The 21,643-nt window shown below is 71.8% G+C and carries 24 protein-coding genes; 11 read left to right on the forward strand and 13 right to left on the reverse strand.

Features of this window, described 5'->3' with window-relative positions:
• The 4 genes from ACIQLL_RS06895 to ACIQLL_RS06910 are packed head-to-tail and all read left to right on the forward strand — an operon-like array spanning position 1 to position 2,103.
• On the forward strand, positions 1-360 hold the full coding sequence (locus ACIQLL_RS06895) for a hypothetical protein (RefSeq protein ID WP_402464720.1): 360 nt from the start codon (positions 1-3) through the stop codon (positions 358-360).
• Positions 357-821, forward strand: a complete 465-nt coding sequence (locus ACIQLL_RS06900) for a hypothetical protein (RefSeq protein ID WP_402464722.1) — start codon at positions 357-359, stop codon at positions 819-821. Before ACIQLL_RS06895 ends, ACIQLL_RS06900 begins: the two co-directional genes overlap by 4 nt.
• Positions 818-1,897 carry a quinone-dependent dihydroorotate dehydrogenase gene (locus ACIQLL_RS06905; RefSeq protein ID WP_402464724.1) on the forward strand — a complete coding sequence of 360 codons (1,080 nt, stop codon included), beginning with the start codon at positions 818-820 and terminating at the stop codon, positions 1,895-1,897. Before ACIQLL_RS06900 ends, ACIQLL_RS06905 begins: the two co-directional genes overlap by 4 nt.
• Complete coding sequence (locus tag ACIQLL_RS06910; protein WP_402464726.1) at positions 1,894-2,103, forward strand: hypothetical protein; 210 nt, start codon at positions 1,894-1,896, stop codon at positions 2,101-2,103. Before ACIQLL_RS06905 ends, ACIQLL_RS06910 begins: the two co-directional genes overlap by 4 nt.
• A gap of 12 nt (positions 2,104-2,115) precedes the next feature.
• On the opposite strand, the gene yczR is transcribed toward ACIQLL_RS06910, so the two are convergent.
• Entirely contained in the window at positions 2,116-3,558 is a 1,443-nt protein-coding gene (gene yczR, locus ACIQLL_RS06915) for a MocR-like transcription factor YczR (protein ID WP_402464728.1), read from the reverse strand.
• A 61-nt stretch (positions 3,559-3,619) separates the two neighbouring features.
• Between yczR and yczE the strand changes: the two genes are divergently transcribed.
• Positions 3,620-4,432 (forward strand): membrane protein YczE, encoded by an 813-nt coding sequence (gene yczE / locus ACIQLL_RS06920; protein WP_402464730.1) that lies wholly within the window; start codon positions 3,620-3,622, stop codon positions 4,430-4,432.
• Between the two features lie 86 nt (positions 4,433-4,518).
• Here yczE and ACIQLL_RS06925 read toward each other — a convergent pair whose 3' ends face one another.
• Complete coding sequence (locus ACIQLL_RS06925) at positions 4,519-5,532, reverse strand: aldo/keto reductase family protein (RefSeq protein ID WP_402464732.1); 1,014 nt, start codon at positions 5,530-5,532, stop codon at positions 4,519-4,521.
• 84 nt (positions 5,533-5,616) lie between these two features.
• Positions 5,617-6,270, reverse strand: a complete 654-nt coding sequence (locus tag ACIQLL_RS06930; RefSeq protein ID WP_402464734.1) for a DUF3043 domain-containing protein — start codon at positions 6,268-6,270, stop codon at positions 5,617-5,619.
• A 56-nt stretch (positions 6,271-6,326) separates the two neighbouring features.
• Here ACIQLL_RS06930 and ACIQLL_RS06935 point away from each other — a divergent pair, with 56 nt between their 5' ends.
• Positions 6,327-7,706 (forward strand): dipeptidase, encoded by a 1,380-nt coding sequence (locus ACIQLL_RS06935; RefSeq protein WP_402464736.1) that lies wholly within the window; start codon positions 6,327-6,329, stop codon positions 7,704-7,706.
• 20 nt (positions 7,707-7,726) lie between these two features.
• On the opposite strand, the gene ACIQLL_RS06940 is transcribed toward ACIQLL_RS06935, so the two are convergent.
• Genes ACIQLL_RS06940 through nadA form a run of 3 tightly spaced genes read right to left on the reverse strand, consistent with a single transcriptional unit; the run spans position 7,727 to position 10,171 of the window.
• Positions 7,727-8,272: an acyl-CoA thioesterase gene (locus ACIQLL_RS06940; protein WP_402464738.1), complete on the reverse strand. Its 546-nt coding sequence runs from the start codon at positions 8,270-8,272 to the stop codon at positions 7,727-7,729.
• 30 nt (positions 8,273-8,302) lie between these two features.
• Positions 8,303-8,917 (reverse strand): DJ-1/PfpI family protein, encoded by a 615-nt coding sequence (locus tag ACIQLL_RS06945; protein WP_402464740.1) that lies wholly within the window; start codon positions 8,915-8,917, stop codon positions 8,303-8,305.
• 48 nt (positions 8,918-8,965) lie between these two features.
• Positions 8,966-10,171, reverse strand: a complete 1,206-nt coding sequence (gene nadA / locus ACIQLL_RS06950) for a quinolinate synthase NadA (RefSeq protein ID WP_402464742.1) — start codon at positions 10,169-10,171, stop codon at positions 8,966-8,968.
• Between the two features lie 84 nt (positions 10,172-10,255).
• Between nadA and ACIQLL_RS06955 the strand changes: the two genes are divergently transcribed.
• Both ACIQLL_RS06955 and ACIQLL_RS06960 read left to right on the forward strand, forming a co-directional pair.
• Positions 10,256-10,804 (forward strand): hypothetical protein, encoded by a 549-nt coding sequence (locus tag ACIQLL_RS06955; RefSeq protein WP_402464744.1) that lies wholly within the window; start codon positions 10,256-10,258, stop codon positions 10,802-10,804.
• An 87-nt stretch (positions 10,805-10,891) separates the two neighbouring features.
• Entirely contained in the window at positions 10,892-11,242 is a 351-nt protein-coding gene (locus ACIQLL_RS06960; RefSeq protein ID WP_402464746.1) for a HesB/IscA family protein, read from the forward strand.
• A 14-nt stretch (positions 11,243-11,256) separates the two neighbouring features.
• On the opposite strand, the gene ACIQLL_RS06965 is transcribed toward ACIQLL_RS06960, so the two are convergent.
• Both ACIQLL_RS06965 and ACIQLL_RS06970 read right to left on the reverse strand, forming a co-directional pair.
• A complete protein-coding gene (locus ACIQLL_RS06965) occupies positions 11,257-11,520 on the reverse strand; it encodes a sulfurtransferase TusA family protein (RefSeq protein WP_402464748.1) in 264 nt (87 codons plus the stop codon).
• Positions 11,517-12,686, reverse strand: a complete 1,170-nt coding sequence (locus tag ACIQLL_RS06970; RefSeq protein ID WP_402464750.1) for a cysteine desulfurase family protein — start codon at positions 12,684-12,686, stop codon at positions 11,517-11,519. The genes ACIQLL_RS06965 and ACIQLL_RS06970 overlap by 4 nt, the downstream gene beginning before the upstream one ends.
• A gap of 275 nt (positions 12,687-12,961) precedes the next feature.
• Between ACIQLL_RS06970 and ctaC the strand changes: the two genes are divergently transcribed.
• The 3 genes from ctaC to ACIQLL_RS06985 are packed head-to-tail and all read left to right on the forward strand — an operon-like array spanning position 12,962 to position 16,118.
• Positions 12,962-13,885, forward strand: a complete 924-nt coding sequence (gene ctaC, locus ACIQLL_RS06975) for an aa3-type cytochrome oxidase subunit II (protein WP_402464752.1) — start codon at positions 12,962-12,964, stop codon at positions 13,883-13,885.
• The gene (gene ctaD, locus ACIQLL_RS06980) at positions 13,885-15,720 is read left to right on the forward strand and encodes an aa3-type cytochrome oxidase subunit I (RefSeq protein ID WP_402464754.1); all 1,836 of its coding nucleotides are present in this window, start codon (positions 13,885-13,887) and stop codon (positions 15,718-15,720) included. Before ctaC ends, ctaD begins: the two co-directional genes overlap by 1 nt.
• Positions 15,717-16,118 (forward strand): cytochrome c oxidase subunit 4, encoded by a 402-nt coding sequence (locus tag ACIQLL_RS06985; RefSeq protein ID WP_402464756.1) that lies wholly within the window; start codon positions 15,717-15,719, stop codon positions 16,116-16,118. The genes ctaD and ACIQLL_RS06985 overlap by 4 nt, the downstream gene beginning before the upstream one ends.
• A gap of 351 nt (positions 16,119-16,469) precedes the next feature.
• Here ACIQLL_RS06985 and ACIQLL_RS06990 read toward each other — a convergent pair whose 3' ends face one another.
• The 5 genes from ACIQLL_RS06990 to ctaE all read right to left on the reverse strand — a co-directional run bounded on the left by ACIQLL_RS06990 (position 16,470) and on the right by ctaE (position 21,530).
• The gene (locus ACIQLL_RS06990; protein ID WP_402464758.1) at positions 16,470-17,096 is read right to left on the reverse strand and encodes a superoxide dismutase; all 627 of its coding nucleotides are present in this window, start codon (positions 17,094-17,096) and stop codon (positions 16,470-16,472) included.
• A gap of 175 nt (positions 17,097-17,271) precedes the next feature.
• Positions 17,272-18,981, reverse strand: coding sequence for a cytochrome bc1 complex cytochrome b subunit (gene qcrB, locus ACIQLL_RS06995; RefSeq protein WP_402464760.1), 1,710 nt, complete (start codon positions 18,979-18,981; stop codon positions 17,272-17,274).
• Positions 18,978-20,027 (reverse strand): cytochrome bc1 complex Rieske iron-sulfur subunit, encoded by a 1,050-nt coding sequence (gene qcrA, locus ACIQLL_RS07000; RefSeq protein WP_402464762.1) that lies wholly within the window; start codon positions 20,025-20,027, stop codon positions 18,978-18,980. The genes qcrB and qcrA overlap by 4 nt, the downstream gene beginning before the upstream one ends.
• Complete coding sequence (gene qcrC, locus ACIQLL_RS07005) at positions 20,024-20,806, reverse strand: cytochrome bc1 complex diheme cytochrome c subunit (RefSeq protein ID WP_402464764.1); 783 nt, start codon at positions 20,804-20,806, stop codon at positions 20,024-20,026. Before qcrC ends, qcrA begins: the two co-directional genes overlap by 4 nt.
• 70 nt (positions 20,807-20,876) lie before the next feature.
• Positions 20,877-21,530, reverse strand: coding sequence for an aa3-type cytochrome oxidase subunit III (ctaE, locus tag ACIQLL_RS07010; protein ID WP_402464766.1), 654 nt, complete (start codon positions 21,528-21,530; stop codon positions 20,877-20,879).
• Positions 21,531-21,643: the final 113 nt, after the last annotated feature.

A 21,643-nucleotide genomic window follows, 5' to 3' on the forward strand; every position in this document is an offset into this window, starting at 1 on the left:
GTGGTTCTTCCCCTGTACGCCCTCGCGCTGGTGCTGTGCGTGGCACTCGCCGGCTGGGCGGTGTGGTTCGTGCTCCGCGACCGGGCGGTGATCCTGCGCCAGCTCTTCGGGGCCGCCGCCGTCGAGGCCGTGCTGCTCGTGCAGGCCGTGGTCGCGGCTGTCCTGCAGGCCCGCGGCCACGACGTCGACGGGGTGCTCTTCTGGGGATACCTGCTGACGGCGTCCCTCGTGCTGCCGCTGGCCGCCGCCTGGGCGTTCGCCGAGCGCACCCGGTGGTCGTCGGTGGTGCTGGCCGGTGCCGCGGCGACGGTGGCGTTCCTGCAGTGGCGGTTGTGGACGATCTGGGGGGCGAGCGCATGAGCGGGACGGCACCGGCATCGACGGGGCGTACGGGGCAGGGCTTCGGCCGGTTGCTCGTGGCCGTCTACGGCGTGCTGGCGCTCGCCGCCGTGGGGCGGTCGGCCTACCAGGTCGCCACGAAGCTCGAGCACGCGCCGGTGGCCTACCTGCTCTCCCTGCTGGCGGCGCTGGTGTACGTCGTGGCGACCGTGGCGCTGGCACGTGGCGGACGCGGCCCGCACTGGCGCGCCGTCGCATGGTGCGCCGTCGTGGTCGAGGCATGCGGCGTCCTGGTCGTCGGTGCGCTCTCGCTGCTGGAGCCCGGATGGTTCCACGAGGCCACCGTCTGGTCCGGGTTCGGGCAGGGATACGGGTACGTCCCGCTGGTCCTGCCGTTCGTCGGTCTGTGGTGGCTCTGGCACACTCGCCCCCGGGGCGACGTCCCCGCGACCACGCCGGCCCGACCGACGGAGGCCCGATGACTGCCTACGCCCTGCTGTTCAACACCGTCCTGCGCCGGATGGACCCCGAGCGGGCGCACGAGCTCGCGTTCCGGGCCATCGAGACGGCCGGTCGGCTGCCGGTGCTGCGCGACGTCGTGCAGGGTGCCCTGGCGCCCTACCTCGGCCGAGGTGTCGGCGGACCCGGCAGCGTGGAGGTCCTGGGCCGGACGGTCCCGGCCCCGTTCGGGCTGGCCGGTGGCTTCGACAAGAACGCCCGCGCGGTGCGCGGTCTGACGATGCTCGGCTTCGGGTTCGTCGAGGTCGGTACCGTGACGCCGCGCCCCCAGCCCGGCAACGAGGCACCGCGCATGTGGCGCGAGCTCGACGTCGAGGGCGTGCGCAACCGCATGGGGTTCAACAACGACGGCGCGGTGGAGATGGCCGAGCGGCTGCGCTCCCTGCGGTCCACCGCCGCCGGCCGCGCCGCCGTCGTCGGCGTGAACATCGGCAAGAACAAGGACACTCCCGCGCAGGACGCCGCGACCGACTACGCGACGTGCGCGCGCCTGCTGGCGCCGCACGCCGACTACCTGGTGGTCAACGTGTCCTCGCCGAACACGCCGGGGCTGCGCGACCTGCAGACCACGGCCGAGCTGCGCCCGATCCTCGTCGCGGCTCGCCAAGCGGCCGACGACGCGACACGGACCGCCGGGGTGCGCCGCACGCCGCTGCTGGTCAAGATCGCCCCCGACCTCGCCGACGCGGACGTCGACGCCGCTGCCGACCTCGTCGCCGAGCTCGGGCTGGACGGCGTCGTGGCGGTCAACACCACGATCGCCCACGACCGCGGCCCGGGCGGGCTGTCGGGGCCCGTGCTGCTGCCGCGAGGTCTCGAGGTCGTGGCCCGGCTGCGCGAGCGTCTCGGACCCGATCCCGTGGTCATCGGCGTCGGCGGTGTCACGGGCGCCGACGACGTGCGCGCCTACCTGCGCGCCGGTGCCGACCTGGTCCAGGGCTACACGTCCTTCGTCTACTCCGGGCCGTTCTGGCCGTCGGGGATCAACCGGGCGCTGACGCGGTCGGCCGGATCGGCGAGCGCGGGGCGGGTCGCATGATCCGCCCGCACTGGGCCTGGTCCCTGGAGACGGAGGCCGGGGTGGCCGTGGAGCAGCCGCCGAGCCCCGTCTTCACCACGCAGTTCGACGCCGAGGAGTGGCTCGGCGAGCACTGGCGCGAGCTGGCGGCCGCGGGCGCCGCGCGTGCCCGGCTCCTGCACGAGGGGACGCAGGCGACACCGGTCGTGGAGCTGCGCCGCCCCTGAGAACCACGGCCCTCAGCGTCCGGCGACCCGGTCCCAGGCGCGTCCGAGGCGGTCGACGGCGTCCGCCAGCACCTCCGGCGGCCGGGTCCACGTGAGCCGCAGCCGGTCCACGGACGAGCCGTCCGGGGTGAACTGGGGCCCGGGCGCGACGCGGAGGCCCTCGGACACCGCGGCGGCGGCGAGCGCCTGGCCCGCGGGCCGACCCAGCCCGACCCAGAGGCACAGGCCGCCGGGCGGGTCCGGCACCTCCCAGGAGGGGAACCGCGCCAGGACCAGATCGCGCAGGAGGTCGCGGCGCGAGCGCAGGTCGGCCAGCCGCGTCGGCAGCACCTCGTCCCGCCGGGCGAGGAGGTCCGCGACGGCGAGCTGCTCCAGGACGGGCGTCGCGACGTCGAGCTGCTGGCGGGTGCGGGCCATGCGCTGCACGAGCTGCGGCGTGGTCCGGATCCAGCCGACGCGCAGACCGCCCCAGAACGACTTGGACGCCGAGCCGACGCTGACGAGGCGCGGGTCGCTGCCGTCCCCGGCGAACGGGGCCGGGACCCCGACGTCGTCGAGATCGAGGTCGGTGAGCGTCTCGTCGCCGACCACGGTGACCCCGCGGGCCGTCAGCCGGCCCAGGGCGTGGCGCTCGTCCGCCGTCATGGTCCGGCCCGTGGGGTTGTGGAAGTCGGGGATCAGGTAGACGAGCCGCGCACCGGTGCGCCGCACGGCGGATCCGATCGCCTCGACGTCGCCGACGGGGACCCCCACCACGCGCGCCCCCGCGGAGCGCAGAGCTCCGACGGCGTGGACGTACGTGGGCGACTCGACCAGGACGCGGTCCCCGCGGGCGACGAACGTGCCGGCCAGCAGCGCGATCGCCTGCTGGGCGCCGGTCGTGACGAGGATCTGGTCGGTCGTGGTGGGCACGCCGCGCGCACGGTACCGCGCGGCGATCGCCGCGCGGAGAGGTTCGATGCCGAGGTGGGCGTACCCGCCTCCGGACAGGTAGGCGGGCAGGGCCTCCAGGGCGCGGGCGTAGGCGCCGTGCAGCGCGTCGGTGGCCGACGGCGTCGCCTGGGACATGTCGACCGCGTGCTCGTCGCCCAGGTCGGGCAGGGGCGCGTCCCCGGCGGGCGGCTGGGGTGCCGCGGACCGGGCCTGGCCGCGGGGCAGGACGGCGACGGTGCCGGACCCGACGTGGCTGGTGGCGAAGCCGAGCTCGCGCAACCGGGCGTAGGCGGCCGACGTCGTCGTCCGGGAGACGCCGAGGGCCCCGGCGAGGTCGCGCTCGCTGGGCAACCGCGTCAGCGGGGTCAGGGAGCCCGCCAGCACGGCGGAGCGCAGCCCGTCCGCCAGGGCGAGGTAGGCCGGGCCCGCGCCCTGCCACGCACCGAGGAGGCGCGTGGCGGCCGCGGCGGACAGGTGCCGGACGGCGACGGCGTGCACGGGAGCAGTCGCAGCGAGGGTCATGGGTCCACTGTGGCCGTATTGGCTATGGAATGCCAGTCCATTCCGCGTCAGAGTGACCGTCATGGCCACGTCCTTCGCTCCGTCCGCCGCTCCGACCGTCGCGCCCGGGTCACCCGGGCCCGCCGCCGGTCGGCGCATCCTGTCGCCCTGGCGCCGGGCCGTCCAGCTCGTCCTCGGGCTGCTCGCCTACACCGGTTCGATGGCGATGCTCCTGCACGCCGGTCAGGGCGCGATGCCCTGGGACGTGCTGAGCCAGGGGATCGTGCGGACCACCGGCTGGTCCTTCGGGACCACGGTGGCGCTGACGTCGGTCGTGGTCCTGGCCGCGTGGGTGCCGCTGCGGCAGCGGCCGGGGATCGGCACGGTCGCGAACGTCGTGATCATCGCCGTCGCCATCGGCCCGGCGCTCGCCCTGACCGAGCGCGTCGCCCCGTCACCCGGGCCCGTGACCGGGGCGGCGCTCGCCGTCGGCGGCATCGTCCTGAACGGCGTCGCGACCGCGGCGTACGTCGGGGTGCGGCTCGGGCCGGGACCGCGCGACGGCCTGCTCACCGGGCTCGTCGCGCGCACCGCGTGGTCGGTCCGTGCCGTCAAGACCGGCATCGAGGTCGCGGTCGTCGCCGCCGGGTGGCTGCTCGGCGGCACCCTCGGCTGGGCCACCGTGGCCTACGCGCTCGGCGTGGGCGTCGTCGTGCAGGCGGCCGCGCGGCGGCGGTGGCTCGTCCCGGACGGGCTCGGCGCCCGGGTGCCGGTGCGGGTGCCGCCCGCCGTGGCACCACCCGAGCGGACCGAGCGCGAGGACCGCACCCGTCGGCGGGCGCGGGAGATCGCCCGGGCGCTCGACTCCTTCGGCGGACCCGGACGCACCGGGTGAACGGACCCGGACGCACCGAGGTCCCCGTGCGGGGGAGCCGCAGGACGGCTCCCCCGCACGGGGACCTCGGTGCTCGGGGACCGGCGTCAGGCGACGCGGGTCTTCGGCATCCCCTCGAGGGTCTTGCCCGGGTCGCGCTCGACGACGTCACCGAGCACCTCGTCGATGCGTGCCATGAGCTCGGTCGGGATCTCGACGCCGGAGGCCTTGACGTTCTCGGCGACCTGCTCGGGGCGCGAGGCGCCGACGAGCGCGGCCGCGACGTTGTCGTTCTGCAGCACCCAGGCCACGGCGAGCTGCGCCATCGACAGACCGAGCTCGTCCGCGACGGGCTGGAGGCCCTGGACGCGGGTGAGGACGTCGTCGTTCATGAAGCGCTGGATCATCTTCGCGCCGCCCTTGTCGTCCGTGGCGCGGGACCCCTCGGGCAGCGGCTTGCCGGGCACGTACTTGCCGGACAGCACGCCCTGGGCCATGGGGGACCAGACGATCTGGGAGAGCCCGGCCTCCTTCGACGCGGGCACGACCTCGTCCTCGATGACACGCCACAGCATCGAGTACTGCGGCTGGGAGGAGATGAGCTGGAACCCGAGGTCCTTCGCGAGCTCGGCGCCCGCCCGGATCTGGTCGGCGGTCCACTCGGAGACGCCGATGTAGAGCGCCTTGCCCTGGCGGACGATGTCGGCGAACGCCTGCATCGTCTCCTCGAGCGGCGTCTCGACGTCGTAGCGGTGCGCCTGGTACAGGTCGACGTAGTCGGTGCCGAGCCGCTGCAGCGACCCTTCGATCGACTCCATGACGTGCTTGCGGGACAGCCCGGTGTCGTTGGGGCCGCCGGGGCCGGTGGGCCAGTAGACCTTGGTGAAGATCTCCACCGAGGCGCGGCGCTGACCCTTGAGGGCCTCGCCGAGGACGGTCTCGGCCTTGGTGTTGGCGTACACGTCGGCGGTGTCGAACGTGGTGATGCCGGCGTCGAGGGCCGCGTGCACGCACTGCGTGGCGACGTCGTTCTCGACCTGGGAGCCGTGGGTGAGCCAGTTGCCGTAGGTGATCTCCGAGATCTTGAGACCACTGTTGCCGAGGTAGCGGTAGTTGACCATGCGACTCACCCTACGCCGTCGGTCGTAACGTTTCGACGCGCTCGGGGGAGGCGTGCCACGGGCGGCCGGGCGGCCGCCGCGCGCTCATTCGGGCCAGACGCCGTGCTTCTTGTGCATCGGCTTGGGCAGCCGCGACCGGCGGATCTGGAAGGCGCGCATGACGGCGTACATCATGGTGCCGCGCGGTACCGCCCAGGTGGAGGCGCCGTCCGGGCCCGCACTGCCGAACTTGGCCCGCAGCCTGCGCTTGAGGCGCTGCCACATGACCACGGCGTCCAGCAGCGTGACGATGACGACGGCGTACAGCAGCAGCAGCACCAGGGCGCCGAGCGTCTGGTTCCGCATCACGAGGATGTTGAGGAAGATGAAGACGAACGCCACCGGCAGGAAGAACTCGCCGAGGTTCCAGCGGGCGTCGACGTAGTCGCGCACGTAGCGCCGCACGGGGCCCTTGTCGCGGGGCGGCATGTGGCGCTCGTCGCCGGTCTGCATCGCCTTGTACTCGCGGTTGCGCTCCTCGCGGAGCTTCTCCTTGGACGCCTTGCGCGCGGCCTTGCGGTCGTCGGGCACGAGGGGGCGCTTGTTCAGCGCCTCGGAGTGGCTGCGCTTCGGCGTCGGGCGGCCCTTGCCGGCGGGTCGGCCGGCGGCCTCGACCTCGGCGGCCGCGGCGACGGGGTCGACGGCGTCGGGGGACCCGGTGGAAGGAGCCTCGGCGATGTCACGCTTGCGGGAGAACACACCTCCAGGGTAGTCGAGCGCGCGAGTAGTCGGGGACGCGCGGGTAGCGTGGGGACGTGACCCACTCCGATCCGGACGTGGCCGCGCTGCGCGCCCACGTCGACGAGCTGTTCCCCGCCGTCCAGGCCGACCTCGAGGCGCTGGTGCGCATCCCGAGCGTGTCGGCGGCCGCCTTCGACCAGGCGCACGTCGATGCCTCGGCCGACGCCGTCGCGGACCTGCTGCGCGGCGCCGGGCTGCCCGACGTGCGCATCCTGCGCTCGCCGCGCCCCGACGGCAGCCCCGGCGCCCCGGCCGTGGTGGCCCGCCGGCCCGCTCCCGACGGCGCCCCCACCGTCCTGCTGTACGCCCACCACGACGTGCAGCCGCCGGGTGACGCCGAGGCGTGGTCGAGCGACCCGTTCGAGCCCACGCCGCGCGGCGAGCGGCTGTTCGGGCGCGGAGCCGCGGACGACAAGGCCGGGGTGATGGCCCACGTCGGGGCCCTGCGCGCGCTGGCCCGGGCCGGGGAGGAGCCCGGCGTCGGGGTCACCGTGTTCGTCGAGGGCGAGGAGGAGTCCGGCTCGCCGAGCTTCGCCCGCTTCCTGGCCGACCACCACGAGCTGCTGGCCGCCGACGTGATCGTCGTCGCCGACTCCACCAACTGGAAGGTCGGGGTCCCCGCCCTGACGACCTCGCTGCGGGGGCTGGTCGACGGCGTCGTCTCCGTCGAGGTGCTCGACCATGCGGTGCACTCCGGGATGTTCGGGGGACCGGTGCTCGACGCCAACGTCCTGATCTCCCGGCTGATCGCAACCCTGCACGACGACGCGGGCAACGTCGCCGTCGACGGGCTGGTGTCCGCGGGGGAGCCGGAGGTGGACTACGCCGAGGCCGACTTCCGGGCCGACTCCTCGGTGCTCGACGGCGTCCGGCTGGCCGGCGAGGGGACGATCGCGGGCCGGCTGTGGACCAAGCCGGCGATCGCCGTCATCGGGATGGACGCGACCGACGTGGCCCACGCGTCGAACACGCTCGCGCCGCGCGCCGCGGCCAAGCTCTCGGTGCGGATCCCGCCGGGGCTGGAGCCGCAGGCCGCCGAGGACGCGCTGCGCCGCCACCTGCAGGCGCACGCCCCGTTCGGTGCGCGGGTCACCTGGACGCCGGGGGAGCAGGGCCGGGCGTTCGGCGCGCCCGCCGACTCCGCGGCGATGCGCGCCGCCCGGTCGGCGTTCGCCGCCTCGTGGGGCGTGGAGCCGGTGGACATCGGCGTGGGCGGGTCGATCCCGTTCATCGCCGACCTCCTGGGCGCCTTCCCGGACGCCTCCGTCCTGGTCACCGGTGTCGAGGACCCCGACTCGCGGGCCCACGGCGCGAACGAGTCGGTGCACCTGGGCGAGCTGCGCCACGTCGTGCTGGCCGAGGCGCTCCTGCTGCGGGGTCTGCGGACGGCCTGACGACGGCGGGGCCGCGGCGCTCAGCCCGCCGCGGCCTCGCGGTGCGCCACGTCGACGGCGCGCGCCCAGGCGGCGACGTCGTCGGGCAGCGCGGGGCTCTCGACCGGCGCGTCGTCGCCGAGCAGCGCGACGACGTCGGAGGGGTCGATGCGGGAGCCGTCCTTGCCGAGGAACCGGCCCGCCACCCAGCCGCGGGCGCAGAACCGGTCGGCCACGGTGAAGACCTGCTCGATGTACACCACGCGCCGGTCCCAGCCGAGGAGGCGGGTGGTGAGGGTGACCTTGTCGAAGAGCTGCAGCGACCGCTTGTACGTCATCGTCGAGGCGGCCACGACGGGGTACCAGCCCTTCGCGTGCAGCCGGGAGAACCCGCCGAGGTCGGCGATCATGTTGGACCGCGCCACGTCCATCATCTGCAGGTAGGAACCGTTGTTGACGTGGAAGTACAGGTCCAGGTCGCCGGGGTGCACGCGGAGCGTCGTCGTCGAGGGCTCCAGCGCGCCCCGTCCGGGCACGGCTCTGCGGGGGAGCAGGGACGCCTTGGTGAGCTGGATCATCCTCGTCATGGCGCCACGGTATACCGGCGACGCGCGGTATCAGGTATCCAGGGTGTCCGACGGCGGGACGTGGTCGTACCGGATCGCCCGGCGCACCGCGTCGGCCACCGTGTCCGACTCGAGCCTCGCCACCAGGTGCAGCGCCATGTCGATCCCCGTGGCCGCCCCGGCCGCCGTCACCACGTCCCCGTCGTCGACGAACCGGGCCTCGGTGTCGATCACCACGCTCGGGTCGATCCGCGCCAGCTCGTCGTAGCCGTCGCGGTGCGTCGTCGCCGGCCGCCCGGCGAGCAGTCCGGCGGCGGCCAGCACCAGGGCGCCCGCCCCGGTGCCGGCGACGACCGGCGTCTGCGCGCGCACGGCGCGGAGCCACGCCAGGTGCTCGGCGTCCTCGAGCAGGGCCATGGCCCCCCACCCGCCGGGGTGCACCAGCAGGTGCAGCGGACCGACGTCGTCGGCCGACCTGTTCGGCAGCATCCGCAGGCCGCCGGCGAGCCGCACCCCGTCGCCGTCGCACGAGAACGTGCTCAGGTGCGGCTTGACCCGGGAGTGCTCGGCCCATGCGGTGCAGACCTCGAACGGACCGATCACGTCGAGCTCGTCGGCCTCGTCGAACACGAGGATGCCGACGTTGAGCCCGCCGTCGGTGCTCATCGCACGGTCATCGCCTTCCGGTCGGGGCGCCGCCCCCGGGGGTCGTGGTCAGATCCCCGGCAGCGCCAGCATCTGGTCGAGGGCCACCTGGGCCCAGTGGGCGTCATCGGCGTCGACGACGATCCGGTTCACCACGCGCCCCTCGACGAGCGACTCCATCGCCCACACCAGGTGCGGCAGGTCGATCCGGTTCATCGTCGAGCAGAAGCAGACCGTGGAGTCCAGGTAGTGCACCTGCTTGTCCGGGTGCGCCGCGGCCACGCGGCGCACGAGGTTGAGCTCGGTGCCGATCGCCCAGGACGATCCGGGCTCGGCGTTCTCGAGGGCCCGGATGATGTACTCCGTCGAGCCGACCATGTCGGCCGCCGTGACGACCTCGTGCTGGCACTCCGGGTGCACCAGGACGTTGACGCCGGGCACCTTCGCGCGGACGTCGACGACGTTGCGCTCCGAGAACCGGCCGTGCACCGAGCAGTGGCCGCGCCACAGGATCATGCGGGCGTCGCGCAGCTCCTGGGCCGTCAGGCCGCCGCCGGGCTTGCGCGGGTCGAACACGACGCAGTCGTCGAGGCTCATCCCGAGCTGGAGCACCGCCGTGTTGCGGCCGAGGTGCTGGTCGGGCATGAACAGGACCTTGCCGGTGCCCTCGGTGCCCCCGACCCGGTCGAACGCCCAGCGCAGCGCCACCTGCGCGTTCGAGGACGTGCAGACCGTGCCGCCGTGCCGCCCGGTGAACGCCTTGATGGCGGCGGTGGAGTTCATGTACGTCACGGGTACCGTGTCGTCCGCGACGCCGGCGTCCTGCAGCACCGCCCACGCCTCCTCGACCTGCGAGATCTCGGCCATGTCCGCCATCGAGCAGCCGGCGGCCATGTCGGGCAGGACGACCTGCTGGGAGTCCGAGGTCAGGATGTCCGCCGACTCGGCCATGAAGTGCACGCCGCAGAAGATGACGAACTCGGCCTCGGGGCGGGCCGCTGCCGACTGCGCGAGCTTGAAGGAGTCGCCGGTGACGTCGGCGAACTCGATGACCTCGTCCCGCTGGTAGTGGTGGCCCAGGACGAACGCGCGGTCGCCCAGCGCGGCCCGGGCCGCCCGCGCCCGTTCCACCAGGTCCGGGTCCGACGGCGCGGGCAGGGATCCCGTGCACTCGACCCCGCGCTCGGAGGCGAGGTCGCGGCCCTGGCCGAGCAGCAGCAGCGGGGACGATGCCGGCTCGACGAAGTTCGACGTCTCGTTCAGCAGAGTGCTCACCCGGCCATCTTCCCACGATGCTCCGGTGCTGCTCCCGGCCGTCCCACGACCGGCCCGGTGCCGCCCTGTGCCAGGATCGGTGCCGTGCACGTGCTCCTCGTCGCGGCGGTCGCCGCGCACCCCACCGACGGCCACGACGGCGGGCCCGACGACGCCGGGTCGACGGCGCCCGCCCTGGCCGCGCTCTGGGCGCAGGCCGCGCCGCACTGCGTCGTCGAGCCCCTCGCGCTGCCCGGGGACCCGCCGTCGGCGCCCCGACCGCCGGGGGAGCGGGAACCGTCCACCGGGGTCTTCGTCCCCACCACCGCGCTCGGGCTCGCGAGCGTCCCCCCGGCCGGTCCGGCACCGGGGGAGGTGCTGCTGGCCGAGCGGGCGGCCGAGGCCGACCTGGTGGTGGTGCACACCGCGCTGCTGGACTCCGGGGCGCTGCACGACGGACCGGTGGCCGCGTCCGCCCGCGCGTGCGCGCCGCACGCCGTCCCCGTCGTGGTCCTCGCCGGTCGGAGCGCCGCGACCCGCCGCGAGCTCGCCGCGACCGGCGTCGCCGGGGCGCACGCCGTCGGCGACCCGTGGCAGGCGCAGGCGGTGCGTCGCGTGGCGCGGACCTGGGCGCCCGCCTGGCACGGCCGGTGACGGCTCGACGTGACCTGCCTCATCGACGTCCGGAGATTCCGGCGTAGGATCGGGAACAGCCGCACCGGCACGTGAGTTGGAGGAAGCATGACCGACACCACCGAGATCGCCACCCACGGCGTCGAGCTCTCCGAGGTCGCCGCGAACAAGGTCCGCAGCCTCCTGGAGCAGGAGGGCCGCGACGACTTGCGCCTCCGGGTCGCCGTCCAGCCCGGCGGCTGCTCCGGGCTCATCTACCAGCTCTACTTCGACGAGCGCCTGCTCGACGGCGACGCCCTGCGCGACTACGAGGGCGTCGAGGTCGTCGTCGACCGGATGAGCGTGCCCTACCTGGACGGCGCCAAGATCGACTTCGCCGACACGATCGAGAAGCAGGGCTTCACGATCGACAACCCGAACGCCGGTGAGTCCTGCGCCTGCGGCGGGTCCTTCGGCTGAGCCGAGCCCCAGCACTACCCGAGGCGGACGGTCAGGGCCCACCAGGGCCCGCCGTCCGCCTCGTGCTTCTCCTCCCGGACCACGGCGTGCCCGCGCATCCGTGCCCACGCGGGCACGTCGAGCCGGGCGGCGGGGTCGGTGGCCCACACCGTGACCTCGGACCCCGAGGGCAGCCCGACGGCATGCGCCGCGAGGCGGACGACGGGCAGGGGGCAGCGCAGGCCCCGGGCGTCGACGACGTCGCCGTCGGGGCCGGTGGTACCGCCGGTGCCGGTCACAGTCCCTCCACGCCCAGCGCCGCCCGGACGCGTTCCACGGCCCCGGGCAGCACCTGGAGGAAGCTCTCGACGTCCTGCTCGGTGGTCGATCGGTCCAGGGCGAGGCGGACGTTGCCGTGCGTGAGGACTCCCATGGCCGCCAGGACGTGGGACGGCTCCAGCGAGCTCGCCGTGCACGCGGACCCGGACCCCACGGCGAAGCCGGCCCGGTCGAGCTCGGTGAGCAGGGCCTCACCGTCCACGTAGAGGAACGAGAACGTGGCCACGTGGGGGAGCCGCTCGGTCGGGTCGCCGACCACCTCGACGTCGGGGATCGCCGCGACCGCCTCGCGGACGTGCTCGATCAGTGCGCGCCGGCGGGCGTCCTGAGCGGCGAGGTCCTGGGTCACGGCCTCCAGCGCGACCGCGGCGGCGAACGCCGCCGGGACGCTGACACCACCGGGCGCCCACGGCTCGGGATCCTCCGGACCCACGGGCACGGTCCGGGTGCGCTGCCGGACCGCGAGGACGCCGGTGCCCGCCGGGGCGCCCCAGTCCGCGGGGTCGGCGGCGAGCACGTCCCACGCCGTCGGCACGGGTGCGTGGCCGATGCTCGCGCCCGCATCGACCACGAGCGGGATCCCGCGTGCCCGGGCCGCCCCGTGGACCGCCTCGAGCGGCTGCAGCGTGCCGACCTCCCCGTTGGCGTGCTGCAGCGCCGCGAGGCCGACGCCGTCGGTCAGTGCCGCGTCGAAGGCGTCTGCGTCGACACGTCCGACGCGGTCGACCGGGACGACGGTCCGCGCGCCCCCGTGCGGTGCGGTGACGTGCTCGGCGGCATGGAGGAGCGCGGCCCGCTCGACCGCACCGACGACGACGTCGCTCCCGTGGCGCCGTCGTGCCCGGGCGACCTGGGCGACCGCGCCGTGGAGGCTCGCCGTGTGGGACGGCGTGAAGCGGATCTCCTCGGTGCGCGCGCCGAGCACGGACGCGACCCCCTCCCGGGCGCCGTCGAGCAGGGCGGCGGCCCGCCGGCCCTCGGTGTGCAGGCGACGCGGGTCGGCCCAGCCGTCGTCGATCGCCTGCAGGAACGCCGTCCGGGCGAGCGGGTGCCATCGGGCGCCACCGCCGTTGTCCAGGTAGGCGCGGTCGGGACGGGGCCGGCGGGGGGAGGTGGTGTCTGTCACACGGAGCCTCTCGTCAGGGGGCGTGGCGGGGGCCGGCGGGCGGCGTCGCGCGGGCGGCGGGCGGTTGATCGTGCCACCGATCTGACACCCTCCCGGACCATGTCGCCAACGCGCCGGATGGCGACATGACCGGCCCATCCTGTCACGTAGGAAGCGGGCGCTTCTGGCGTCGAAAGCGTGAAGGTCACGCTAGGCTGCTCTCATCGAGGACGAATGTCCTACAGGTGCGCCCCCACCCCGGGGCGACCGGTCGGACGAGACGTGAAAGGCCTCCCTTGCACTCGAAGAGCTCCCCCCGCACCCGGCGGGCACCGGTGCTGCGCGCGACGGCGCTGGCGGTCGCGGTAGCGGCCCTCGCCACGGGCTGCGCCAGCGACGTCGCCCAGCGCGGATACCTGCCCGGCTACTCGGACGGCGAGGTGACCAACCACACCGGTCGGATCACCGACCTCTGGGTCGGTTCCTGGATCGCCGCCCTGGCGGTCGGCGTCGTCACCTGGGGTCTGATGCTGTGGTGCGTCGCCGCCTACCGCAAGCGCCGCGACGACGACCGCCTGCCGGTCCAGACGCGCTACCACATGCCGCTCGAGATCATGTACACCATCGTGCCGACGCTCATGGTGCTGGTGCTGTTCTTCTACACGAACCGCGACATGGGCGAGATCATGGACACGAGCGCCGAGCCGGACGTGAACATCCAGGTCATCGGCAAGCAGTGGAGCTGGGACTTCAACTACCTCGACGAGGACGTCTACGAGACCGGCCAGCAGCTGCTCGAGCCGGGATCGGTCACCGAGGAGGACGAGGTCGACGGAGCCGTCGGCACCTCGAAGGACCTGCCGACCCTCTACCTGCCGGTCGGTGAGCGCGTCGAGTTCACGCTCGACTCACGCGACGTCATCCACTCGTTCTGGATCCCCGCCTTCCTGTTCAAGCTGGACACCATCCCGGGTAAGACGAACACCTTCCAGGTCGTCCCCGAGCGCGAGGGCACCTACGCCGGCAAGTGCGCAGAGCTGTGCGGTGAGTACCACTCGGGGATGCTCTTCAACGTCAAGGTCGTCGACCGCGCCGAGTACGACGCGCAGATGGACGCGCTGGCGGCCAAGGGGCAGACGGGTCAGCTCGGCCTCGACCTGAACCGTCAGCAGCACGGCGAGTCCAGCATCGAGCAAACTACTCCGGAGGTCGAGGGCTGATGGCCACCACCGAGACCGCCTACGGCGCCGAGACCGTCCCCGGGCTGCGACCCGGGCGGCAGACGCTGGGCCGCACGATCGTCAAGTGGATCACCTCCACGGACCACAAGACGATCGGGTACATGTACCTCATCACGTCGTTCTTTTGGTTCGCCGTGGGGGGCATCCTGGCGCTGCTGATCCGCGCCGAGCTGTTCTCGCCCGGCATCCAGATCGTGCAGAGCAAGGAGCAGTACAACCAGCTCTTCACGATGCACGGCACGATCATGCTGCTGCTCTTCGCGACGCCGCTGTTCGCCGGGTTCGCCAACGTCATCATGCCGCTGCAGATCGGCGCACCCGACGTCGCCTTCCCCCGGCTGAACATGTTCGCCTTCTGGCTGTTCCTGTTCGGTGGCCTCATCGCCGCGGCCGGGTTCTTCACGCCGCAGGGCGCGGCCTCGTTCGGCTGGTTCGCCTACGCCCCGTTGTCGAACACCACGTTCAGTCCAGGGCTCGGGGGAGATCTCTGGGTGTTCGGCCTGGCGCTGGCGGGCTTCGGCACGATCCTCGGTGGCGTCAACTTCATCACCACCATCATCTGCATGCGCGCACCGGGCATGACCATGTTCCGGATGCCGATCTTCACGTGGAACACGCTCGTCACCAGCCTGCTCGTGCTGATGGCCTTCCCGCCGCTGGCCTCCGCACTCTTCGCGCTCGGCGCCGACCGCCGCTTCAACGCCCAGGTGTTCAACCCGGACAACGGCGGCGCGGTCCTGTGGCAGCACCTGTTCTGGTTCTTCGGCCACCCCGAGGTCTACATCATCGCGCTGCCGTTCTTCGGCATCGTCTCGGAGATCTTCCCGGTGTTCAGCCGCAAGCCGATCTTCGGCTACAAGGGCCTGATCTACGCCACGATCGCCATCGCCGCGCTCTCCGTGACGGTGTGGGCCCACCACATGTACGTGACGGGTGCCGTGCTGCTGCCGTTCTTCGCCTTCATGACGATGCTCATCGCCATCCCGACCGGTGTGAAGTTCTTCAACTGGATCGGCACGATGTGGCGAGGCAAGCTCACCTTCGAGACGCCGATGCTCTGGTCGATCGGATTCCTCGTGACCTTCCTGTTCGGTGGTCTGACGGGCATCATCCTCTCGAGCCCGGCGCTCGACTTCTCCCTGTCGGACTCCTACTTCGTCGTGGCCCACTTCCACTACGTCGTGTTCGGCACCGTGGTCTTCGCGATGTTCGCCGGCTTCTACTTCTGGTGGCCCAAGTTCACCGGGCGGATGCTCAACGAACGACTCGGCAAGCTCCACTTCTGGCTGCTGTTCATCGGCTTCCACATGACGTTCCTCATCCAGCACTGGCTGGGTGTCGAGGGCATGGCACGCCGGTACGCCGACTACATGCCGGGTGAGGGCTTCACCTGGGAGAACCGGCTGTCGACGGTCGGAGCGTTCATCCTGGCCGCGTCCACCCTGCCGTTCCTCTGGAACGTCTACGTGACGTGGCGGAACGCCCCCAAGGTCCAGGTCGACGACCCCTGGGGCTACGGTCGGTCGCTCGAGTGGGCCACCTCGTGCCCGCCGCCGCGCCACAACTTCACGTCGCTGCCCCGCATCCGCTCCGAGTCGCCGGCCTTCGACCTGCACCACCCGGAGGTTGCCGCGATGGAGGACACGCACGGTAACAACGGTCCGCTGGAGCAGGTGTACGGCGGCGCCGACCGCACCGGCCAGGCTGAGCACGTCGAGGAGCTCAGCATGCAGGACTACCCCGAGAAGCAGCAGTCGACCACCGCGGTGATCGACGCCGAGCGTCCGCAGGACGACGAGGAGGAGACCAAGTGAAGGTCGAGATCCGGCTGTTCGTCTGGCTGGCGCCGTTCTTCGTCGTCGTCGGCGTGATCTATGGCTTGATGACCGGGTTCACCGAGCCCGTCGGATATCTGGGCATCCCGCTCGTCGGGGCGCTCATGGCGATGATCGGCGCCTACCTGGTGGTCCAGGCCAAGCACACCGACCCCCGTCCCGAGGACGACGAGAACGCCGAGATCGCGCAGGGCGCCGGTGACCAGGGCGTGTACGCGCCGTGGTCCTGGTGGCCGCTCGTCATCGGGGCCGCCGCGGCGGCCGCGTTCCTGTCCCTCGCCGTCGGCTGGTGGGTCCTCTACATCGCCGTGATCATCGGCATCGTCGGGCTCGTCGGCTGGGTCTTCGAGTACAGCCGGGGCCAGCACGCGCACTGAGCACAACGTCTCCGGTCCGCACAGGCCCGCATCCTCTCCGGAGGGTGCGGGCCTTCGCCGTCACCGCTCACGAGGACCACGCGCCCCGCAGACCCGCGAGGTAGGCCACCCTCCGCCGAGGTAGGCCACGATCCGTTGAGGTAGGCAGAAGGGCTCTCCGGGTAGGTCGGGCAGGGCACGGCTCTCCTCCCACCCTCGGCCTCCACGTCGGGGGCAGGGCTACGTCACCACGCGCTGGCCTACCCCGCGGTGCGCTGGCCTACCCCGCGGTGCGCTGGGGGACAGAAGCGCGAGAGCCCCGCACGCAGCTGCGTGCGGGGCTCTCGACGTCCTCGTGCGTCGAGCCGGAGCTCAGGCGGGGACGATGAGACCGGCCGTGGCCGTCCGGGCGCGGTCCAGCCGCGCGGCGACGTCCTGCCAGTTGGCGATGTTCCAGAACGCCTTGACGTAGTCGGCCTTGACGTTCAGGTAGTCGAGGTAGAACGCGTGCTCCCACATGTCGAGCATGAGCAGCGGCGTGATGCCGACGGGCACGTTCGCCTGCTGGTCGAACAGCTGGAAGATGGCCAGCCGCTGACCGATGGAGTCCCAGCCGAGCACGGACCACCCGGAACCCTGGATCCCGGTCGCGGTCGCGGTGAAGTGCGCCTGGAACGCGGCGAAGGATCCGAACTGGTCCTTGATCGCCTCGGCCAGCTCGCCCTCCGGCTCGCCACCGCCCTCGGGGGAGAGGTTGTTCCAGAACACCGTGTGGTTGGTGTGCCCGCCGAGGTTGAACGCGAGGTTCTTCTCGTGCAGGTTCACGGCCGCCAGGTCGCCCGACTCGCGCGCCTCGGCCAGCTTGTCGAGGGCCGTGTTCGCACCGGCCACGTAGGTGGCGTGGTGCTTGTCGTGGTGGAGCTCCATGATCTTGCCGCTGATGTGCGGCTCGAGCGCGCTGTAGTCGTAGGGCAGGTCAGGCAGCGTGTAGACAGCCATGCTCATGTACCTTCCAGTTCGGGCCGCGCACCATCGACGGGTGAGCGGCGTCGTGTCGTCGAACCGATGCAGTGGGTCGAGGACCCACCTGGTCAGGATAGACGAGGACCCGCGCACCACCACCGCCGGAGCGGGCGCGTGGTGCGCGGGTCCTCGTACTGTCCCGGCAGGAGTCTCAGTGCTCCCGCTCGACGTTCTTCGCCCCCGTGGTCACCTCAGCGGGGGAGCTTGCGGGCGACAGCTCGTCGTGCTCGCCGTGCGCGTGCGCGGCGGCCAGCTCGGCCGGCGTCACGGGCTCGACGCGGTCCTCGAAGAAGAACTGCGAGACCTTCTGCCAGCGCTTGTCCTTCTTGTAGCCGGGCCGCTTCACCCCGCGGGCGTCGGTGGCCGGCTCGATCTCCAGCGGCCGGTGCGCGTCGTAGTTGACGCGCAGCCAGCGCTCCTGCTCGTCGAGGGGACGGTGCACCTCGATGTACTCACCGTTGGCGAACCGCACGATGCGACCCGTCTCGTGGCCGTGCAGGACCAGCTCGCGGTCCTTGCGCTGCAACGACAGGCATAGGCGCTTCGTGACCCAGAAGGCAAAGATCGGTCCGAGGAAGATCAGCACGCGGAAGACCCAGGTGATCTCGTTGATCGACAACCCGAAGTGCGTCGCGATGAGGTCGTTCGACCCGGCGAGCGCCAGGATGATGAACGCCGTCAGGAACGCGACCCCGAGGCCCGTGCGGGTCGGCACGTTGCGGGGCCGGTCCAGCACGTGGTGCTCGCGCTTGTCGCCGGTCACCTTGGCCTCGAGGAACGGGTAGACGAACAGGAACGTGAACAGGATCCCGGGCACGATCACGGCCGGGACGAGGATGTTCCACGACAGGGTGTAGCCGAAGACGACCCACTCCGTCCCCTGACCCGGCATCAGACGCAGGGATCCCTCGAGGAAGAGCATGTACCAGTCCGGTTGGGCGCCGGCGGAGACCGGGGACGGGTCGTACGGCCCGTAGTTCCACACGTTGTTGATCGCCATCGTGGCACCCATGAGGGCCAGGACGCCGAAGACGATGAAGAAGTTGCCGCCCATCTTGGCGATGTACACCGGGAAGAGCGGGTAGCCGACGACGTTCTTGTCGGTGCGGCCGCCGCCCGGGTACTGGGTGTGCTTGTGCAGCACCATGAGGAACAGGTGGACGCCGATGAGGGCGAGGATCAGCGCGGGGACGAGCAGGATGTGCACCGTGAAGAGGCGCGGCACGATGTGCTCGCCCGGGAACTCCCCGCCGAAGACGAAGTACGACAGGTACGAGCCGATCACGGGGAGCGACTTGATCACACCGTCGGTGATCCGCAGGCCGTTGCCGGACAGGACGTCGTCCGGGAGCGAGTACCCGGAGAAGCCGGCGGCCAGACCCAGGATGAGGAGCACGGTGCCGACGAGCCAGTTGATCTCACGAGGCTTGCGGAACGCACCGGTGAAGAACACGCGCATCATGTGCACCACGATGGACGCCATGAAGATCAGGGCGGCCCAGTGGTGGATCTGGCGCATGAGCAGGCCGCCGCGCACGTCGAACGAGAGGTCCAGCGTGGAGGCGAAGGCCGTCGACATGAGCTGACCCTGCATCGTGGCCGGGCCGTTCTCGTTGTGGTACTCGACGAGCGTCATCGACGGGTCGAAGAACATCGTCAGGAAGACGCCGGTCAGCAGCAGGACGACGAAGGAGAAGAGCGCCATCTCGCCGAGCATGAACGACCAGTGGTCGGGGAAGACCTTGCGGGCGAACTCCTTGACGGCCACCCCGACGCTGGTGCGCTGGTCGAGGTAGTCCGCGGCCTTGCCGGCCCGCGTGGTGGGGGCGTCGTTGCTGGACGCCGTGGTCTCGGTGCTCACTTCAGTCGCTCCCAGTAGCTCGGTCCGACCGGTTCGGCGAAGTCGTCCTGGGCTACCAGGTATCCCTCGTCGTCGACGGTGATGGGCAGCTGCGGCAGGGGCCGGTTTGCTGGGCCGAAGACCACCTTGGCGCCGTCGGCCATGTCAAAGGTCGACTGGTGGCACGGGCACAGCAGGTGGTGGGTCTGCTGCTCGTACAGGGCGACCGGGCAGCCCACGTGGGTACAGATCTTCGAGTATGCCACGATTCCGTCGTAGGACCAGGTCTCGCCGGCCGGGGACTGGTCGGACTTCAGGTCCTCGGGGTTGAGGCGCACCAGCAGGACGACGGCCTTCGCCTTCTCGGTGATCCACTCGTGCGAGGACATGTACTCCTCGGACTCCTCGGGGATCACGTGGGCCACCGAGCCGACCGTCATGTCGGTCGCGCGGATGGGCCGGCCCGTGGGGTCGTACGCCAGGCGCTTGCCGCTCGTCCAGATGGTGTGGCGAAACTTCGAGACGTTCCAGTCACCGCCCACGCTCGAGATCAGGGGCACCGCGAACGTCAGCGGGAAGAGCGCGAGCGCGGAGACCGCGGCGCCCTTGAGGACGCCACGACGCGCGATGCCGGAGTCCTCGACGCCGTCCGTCAGGTGCTGGACGGCGACCTCGCGGACCTCGGGCGAGCTGGCCAGGGTGTGGCGCTCGTCGACGTGCTCGTGGTCGCTCATGAGGGCCTTGGCCCAGTGGATCGCGGCGATGCCGATGCCGAGCAGCGAGATCGCCATGGTGACGCCGAGCAGCACCGTCGACAGTCGGGTGCCCTGCGTCGTGCCGTCGGGGCGGACGGCGAAGTACACGATGACGCAGGCGATGGCGCCGACGGCCGAGATGCCGAAGATGAGGGCGATGAGCCGTTCGGTCCGCTTGTTCGCCGCGGGGTCCGTGTCGGTCAGCCGCAGACGGTGCTCGGGGACACCCGGGTCCGGGAAGCGCTCGGGGTGCCCGGCGGCACCGGACGTCGTGACGTCCTTTCCGGGCTGGGGGTTCTGGTTCTCGCTCACGAGGACTTCGCTCCGATCCACACAGCAGCACCGATCATCAGGCCGAGCCCGACGACCCATGCCCACAGGCCTTCGCTGACGGGTCCGAGGGATCCGAGGGTCAGGCCGCCGGCCGAACCGTCGCGCTGCTCGACGAGGTAGGCGATGACGTCGCGCTTCTCGTCCGGGGTGATGTTGGCGTCGTTGAAGACCGGCATCGACTGCGGGCCGGTCAGCATCGCCTGGTAGATGTTCCGCTCGGAGACCTGGTCCAGCGGCGGGGCCCACTTGCCCTCCGAGAGCGCACCGCCGGCACCGACGGCGTTGTGGCACATCGCGCAGTTCGTGCGGAACAGCAGCGCGCCGGACGAGGCGTCACCGAGCTCGGCGTCGACCTGCTCGTCGGTGGGGATCGCCGGGCCGGCACCGAGCGAGGCGACGTAGGCCGCGAGCTGGGCGGTCTGCTCCTCGTCCATCTGGCGCGGCTTCTGCGCGGCCTGCGGGCCGTTCGCCTGCATCGGCATGCGGCCGGTGGAGACCTGGAAGTCGACCGCGGCGGCGCCGACGCCCACCAGGGACGGCGCCTCCGACGTGCCCTCGGCGTTCATGCCATGGCACGTGGCGCAGTTGGCCTGGAAGAGCCGCTCGCCCTCCTGTACGTCGTTCGCTGTGCTGGCGGTGTCGGCGGTGGCCGGACTCGGGGCCAGGACGGCGTACACGCCGCCCGTGACCAGCAGCGCCAGCAGCATCAGCACGACCGGGGCGGCCCGGTGGTGCCGGCGGGCGGCGAGTGCCTTCACGGAAATGTCCTCGTCTCGCGGATGGTGTGGTGCAGGGGCAGGAGGCCGGCGTCCGCGCCGACCGGGGGGCTCACTTCAGGACGTAGATCACCAGGAAGAGGAAGATCCACACGATGTCGACGAAGTGCCAGTAGTAGGACACCACGAGACCCGTGGTGACCTCGTGGTGCGTGAAGCGCTTGGCACGGAAGGACCGGCCGAGCAGGAACAGGAAGGCGATGAGGCCGCCGACCACGTGCAGGCCGTGGAAGCCGGTGGCCAGGTAGAAGACCGAACCGTACGCGCTGGAGGAGATGGTCAGCCCGTGCTCGACGAGCTCGGCGTACTCGAAGATCTGGCCGGAGATGAAGAAGGCGCCCATGAGGTAGGTCAGGGTCATCCACTCGTTCATGCCCCACTGGCGGACCTGCAGGATGGTGCCGGTGCGCACCGGCTGGAACCGCTCGGCGGCGAACACCCCGGCCTGGCAGGTGAACGACGACAGGACCAGCACGGTCGTGTTGATGATCGGGAACACCAGGGAGACGTGGTCGGCCTCGGCCGCCCACTCCTGCTCCGGCAGCACGGATCGGACCGTGAAGTACATGGCGAACAGGCCCGCGAAGAACATCAGCTCGCTCGCGAGCCACACGATCGTCCCGACCGACACGGTGTTCGGTCGGTTGACGGTCACGTGCTGGTGGGCGTGGGGGGCTGCAGCCGTTGCGGTCGACACGTCAGCCATTATGGCCGACGTGCGGCGGGTTCGAGGACTCGAAGGGGGTACTTGGTGGAGATCGTGACCACCGAATCTGCAGAATCGCGCCACAGACGCCGCAGTTCGTGACGGATCCGACA

This window comes from Isoptericola aurantiacus (assembly GCF_044769875.1).
Lineage (GTDB): Bacteria > Actinomycetota > Actinomycetes > Actinomycetales > Cellulomonadaceae > Isoptericola > Isoptericola aurantiacus.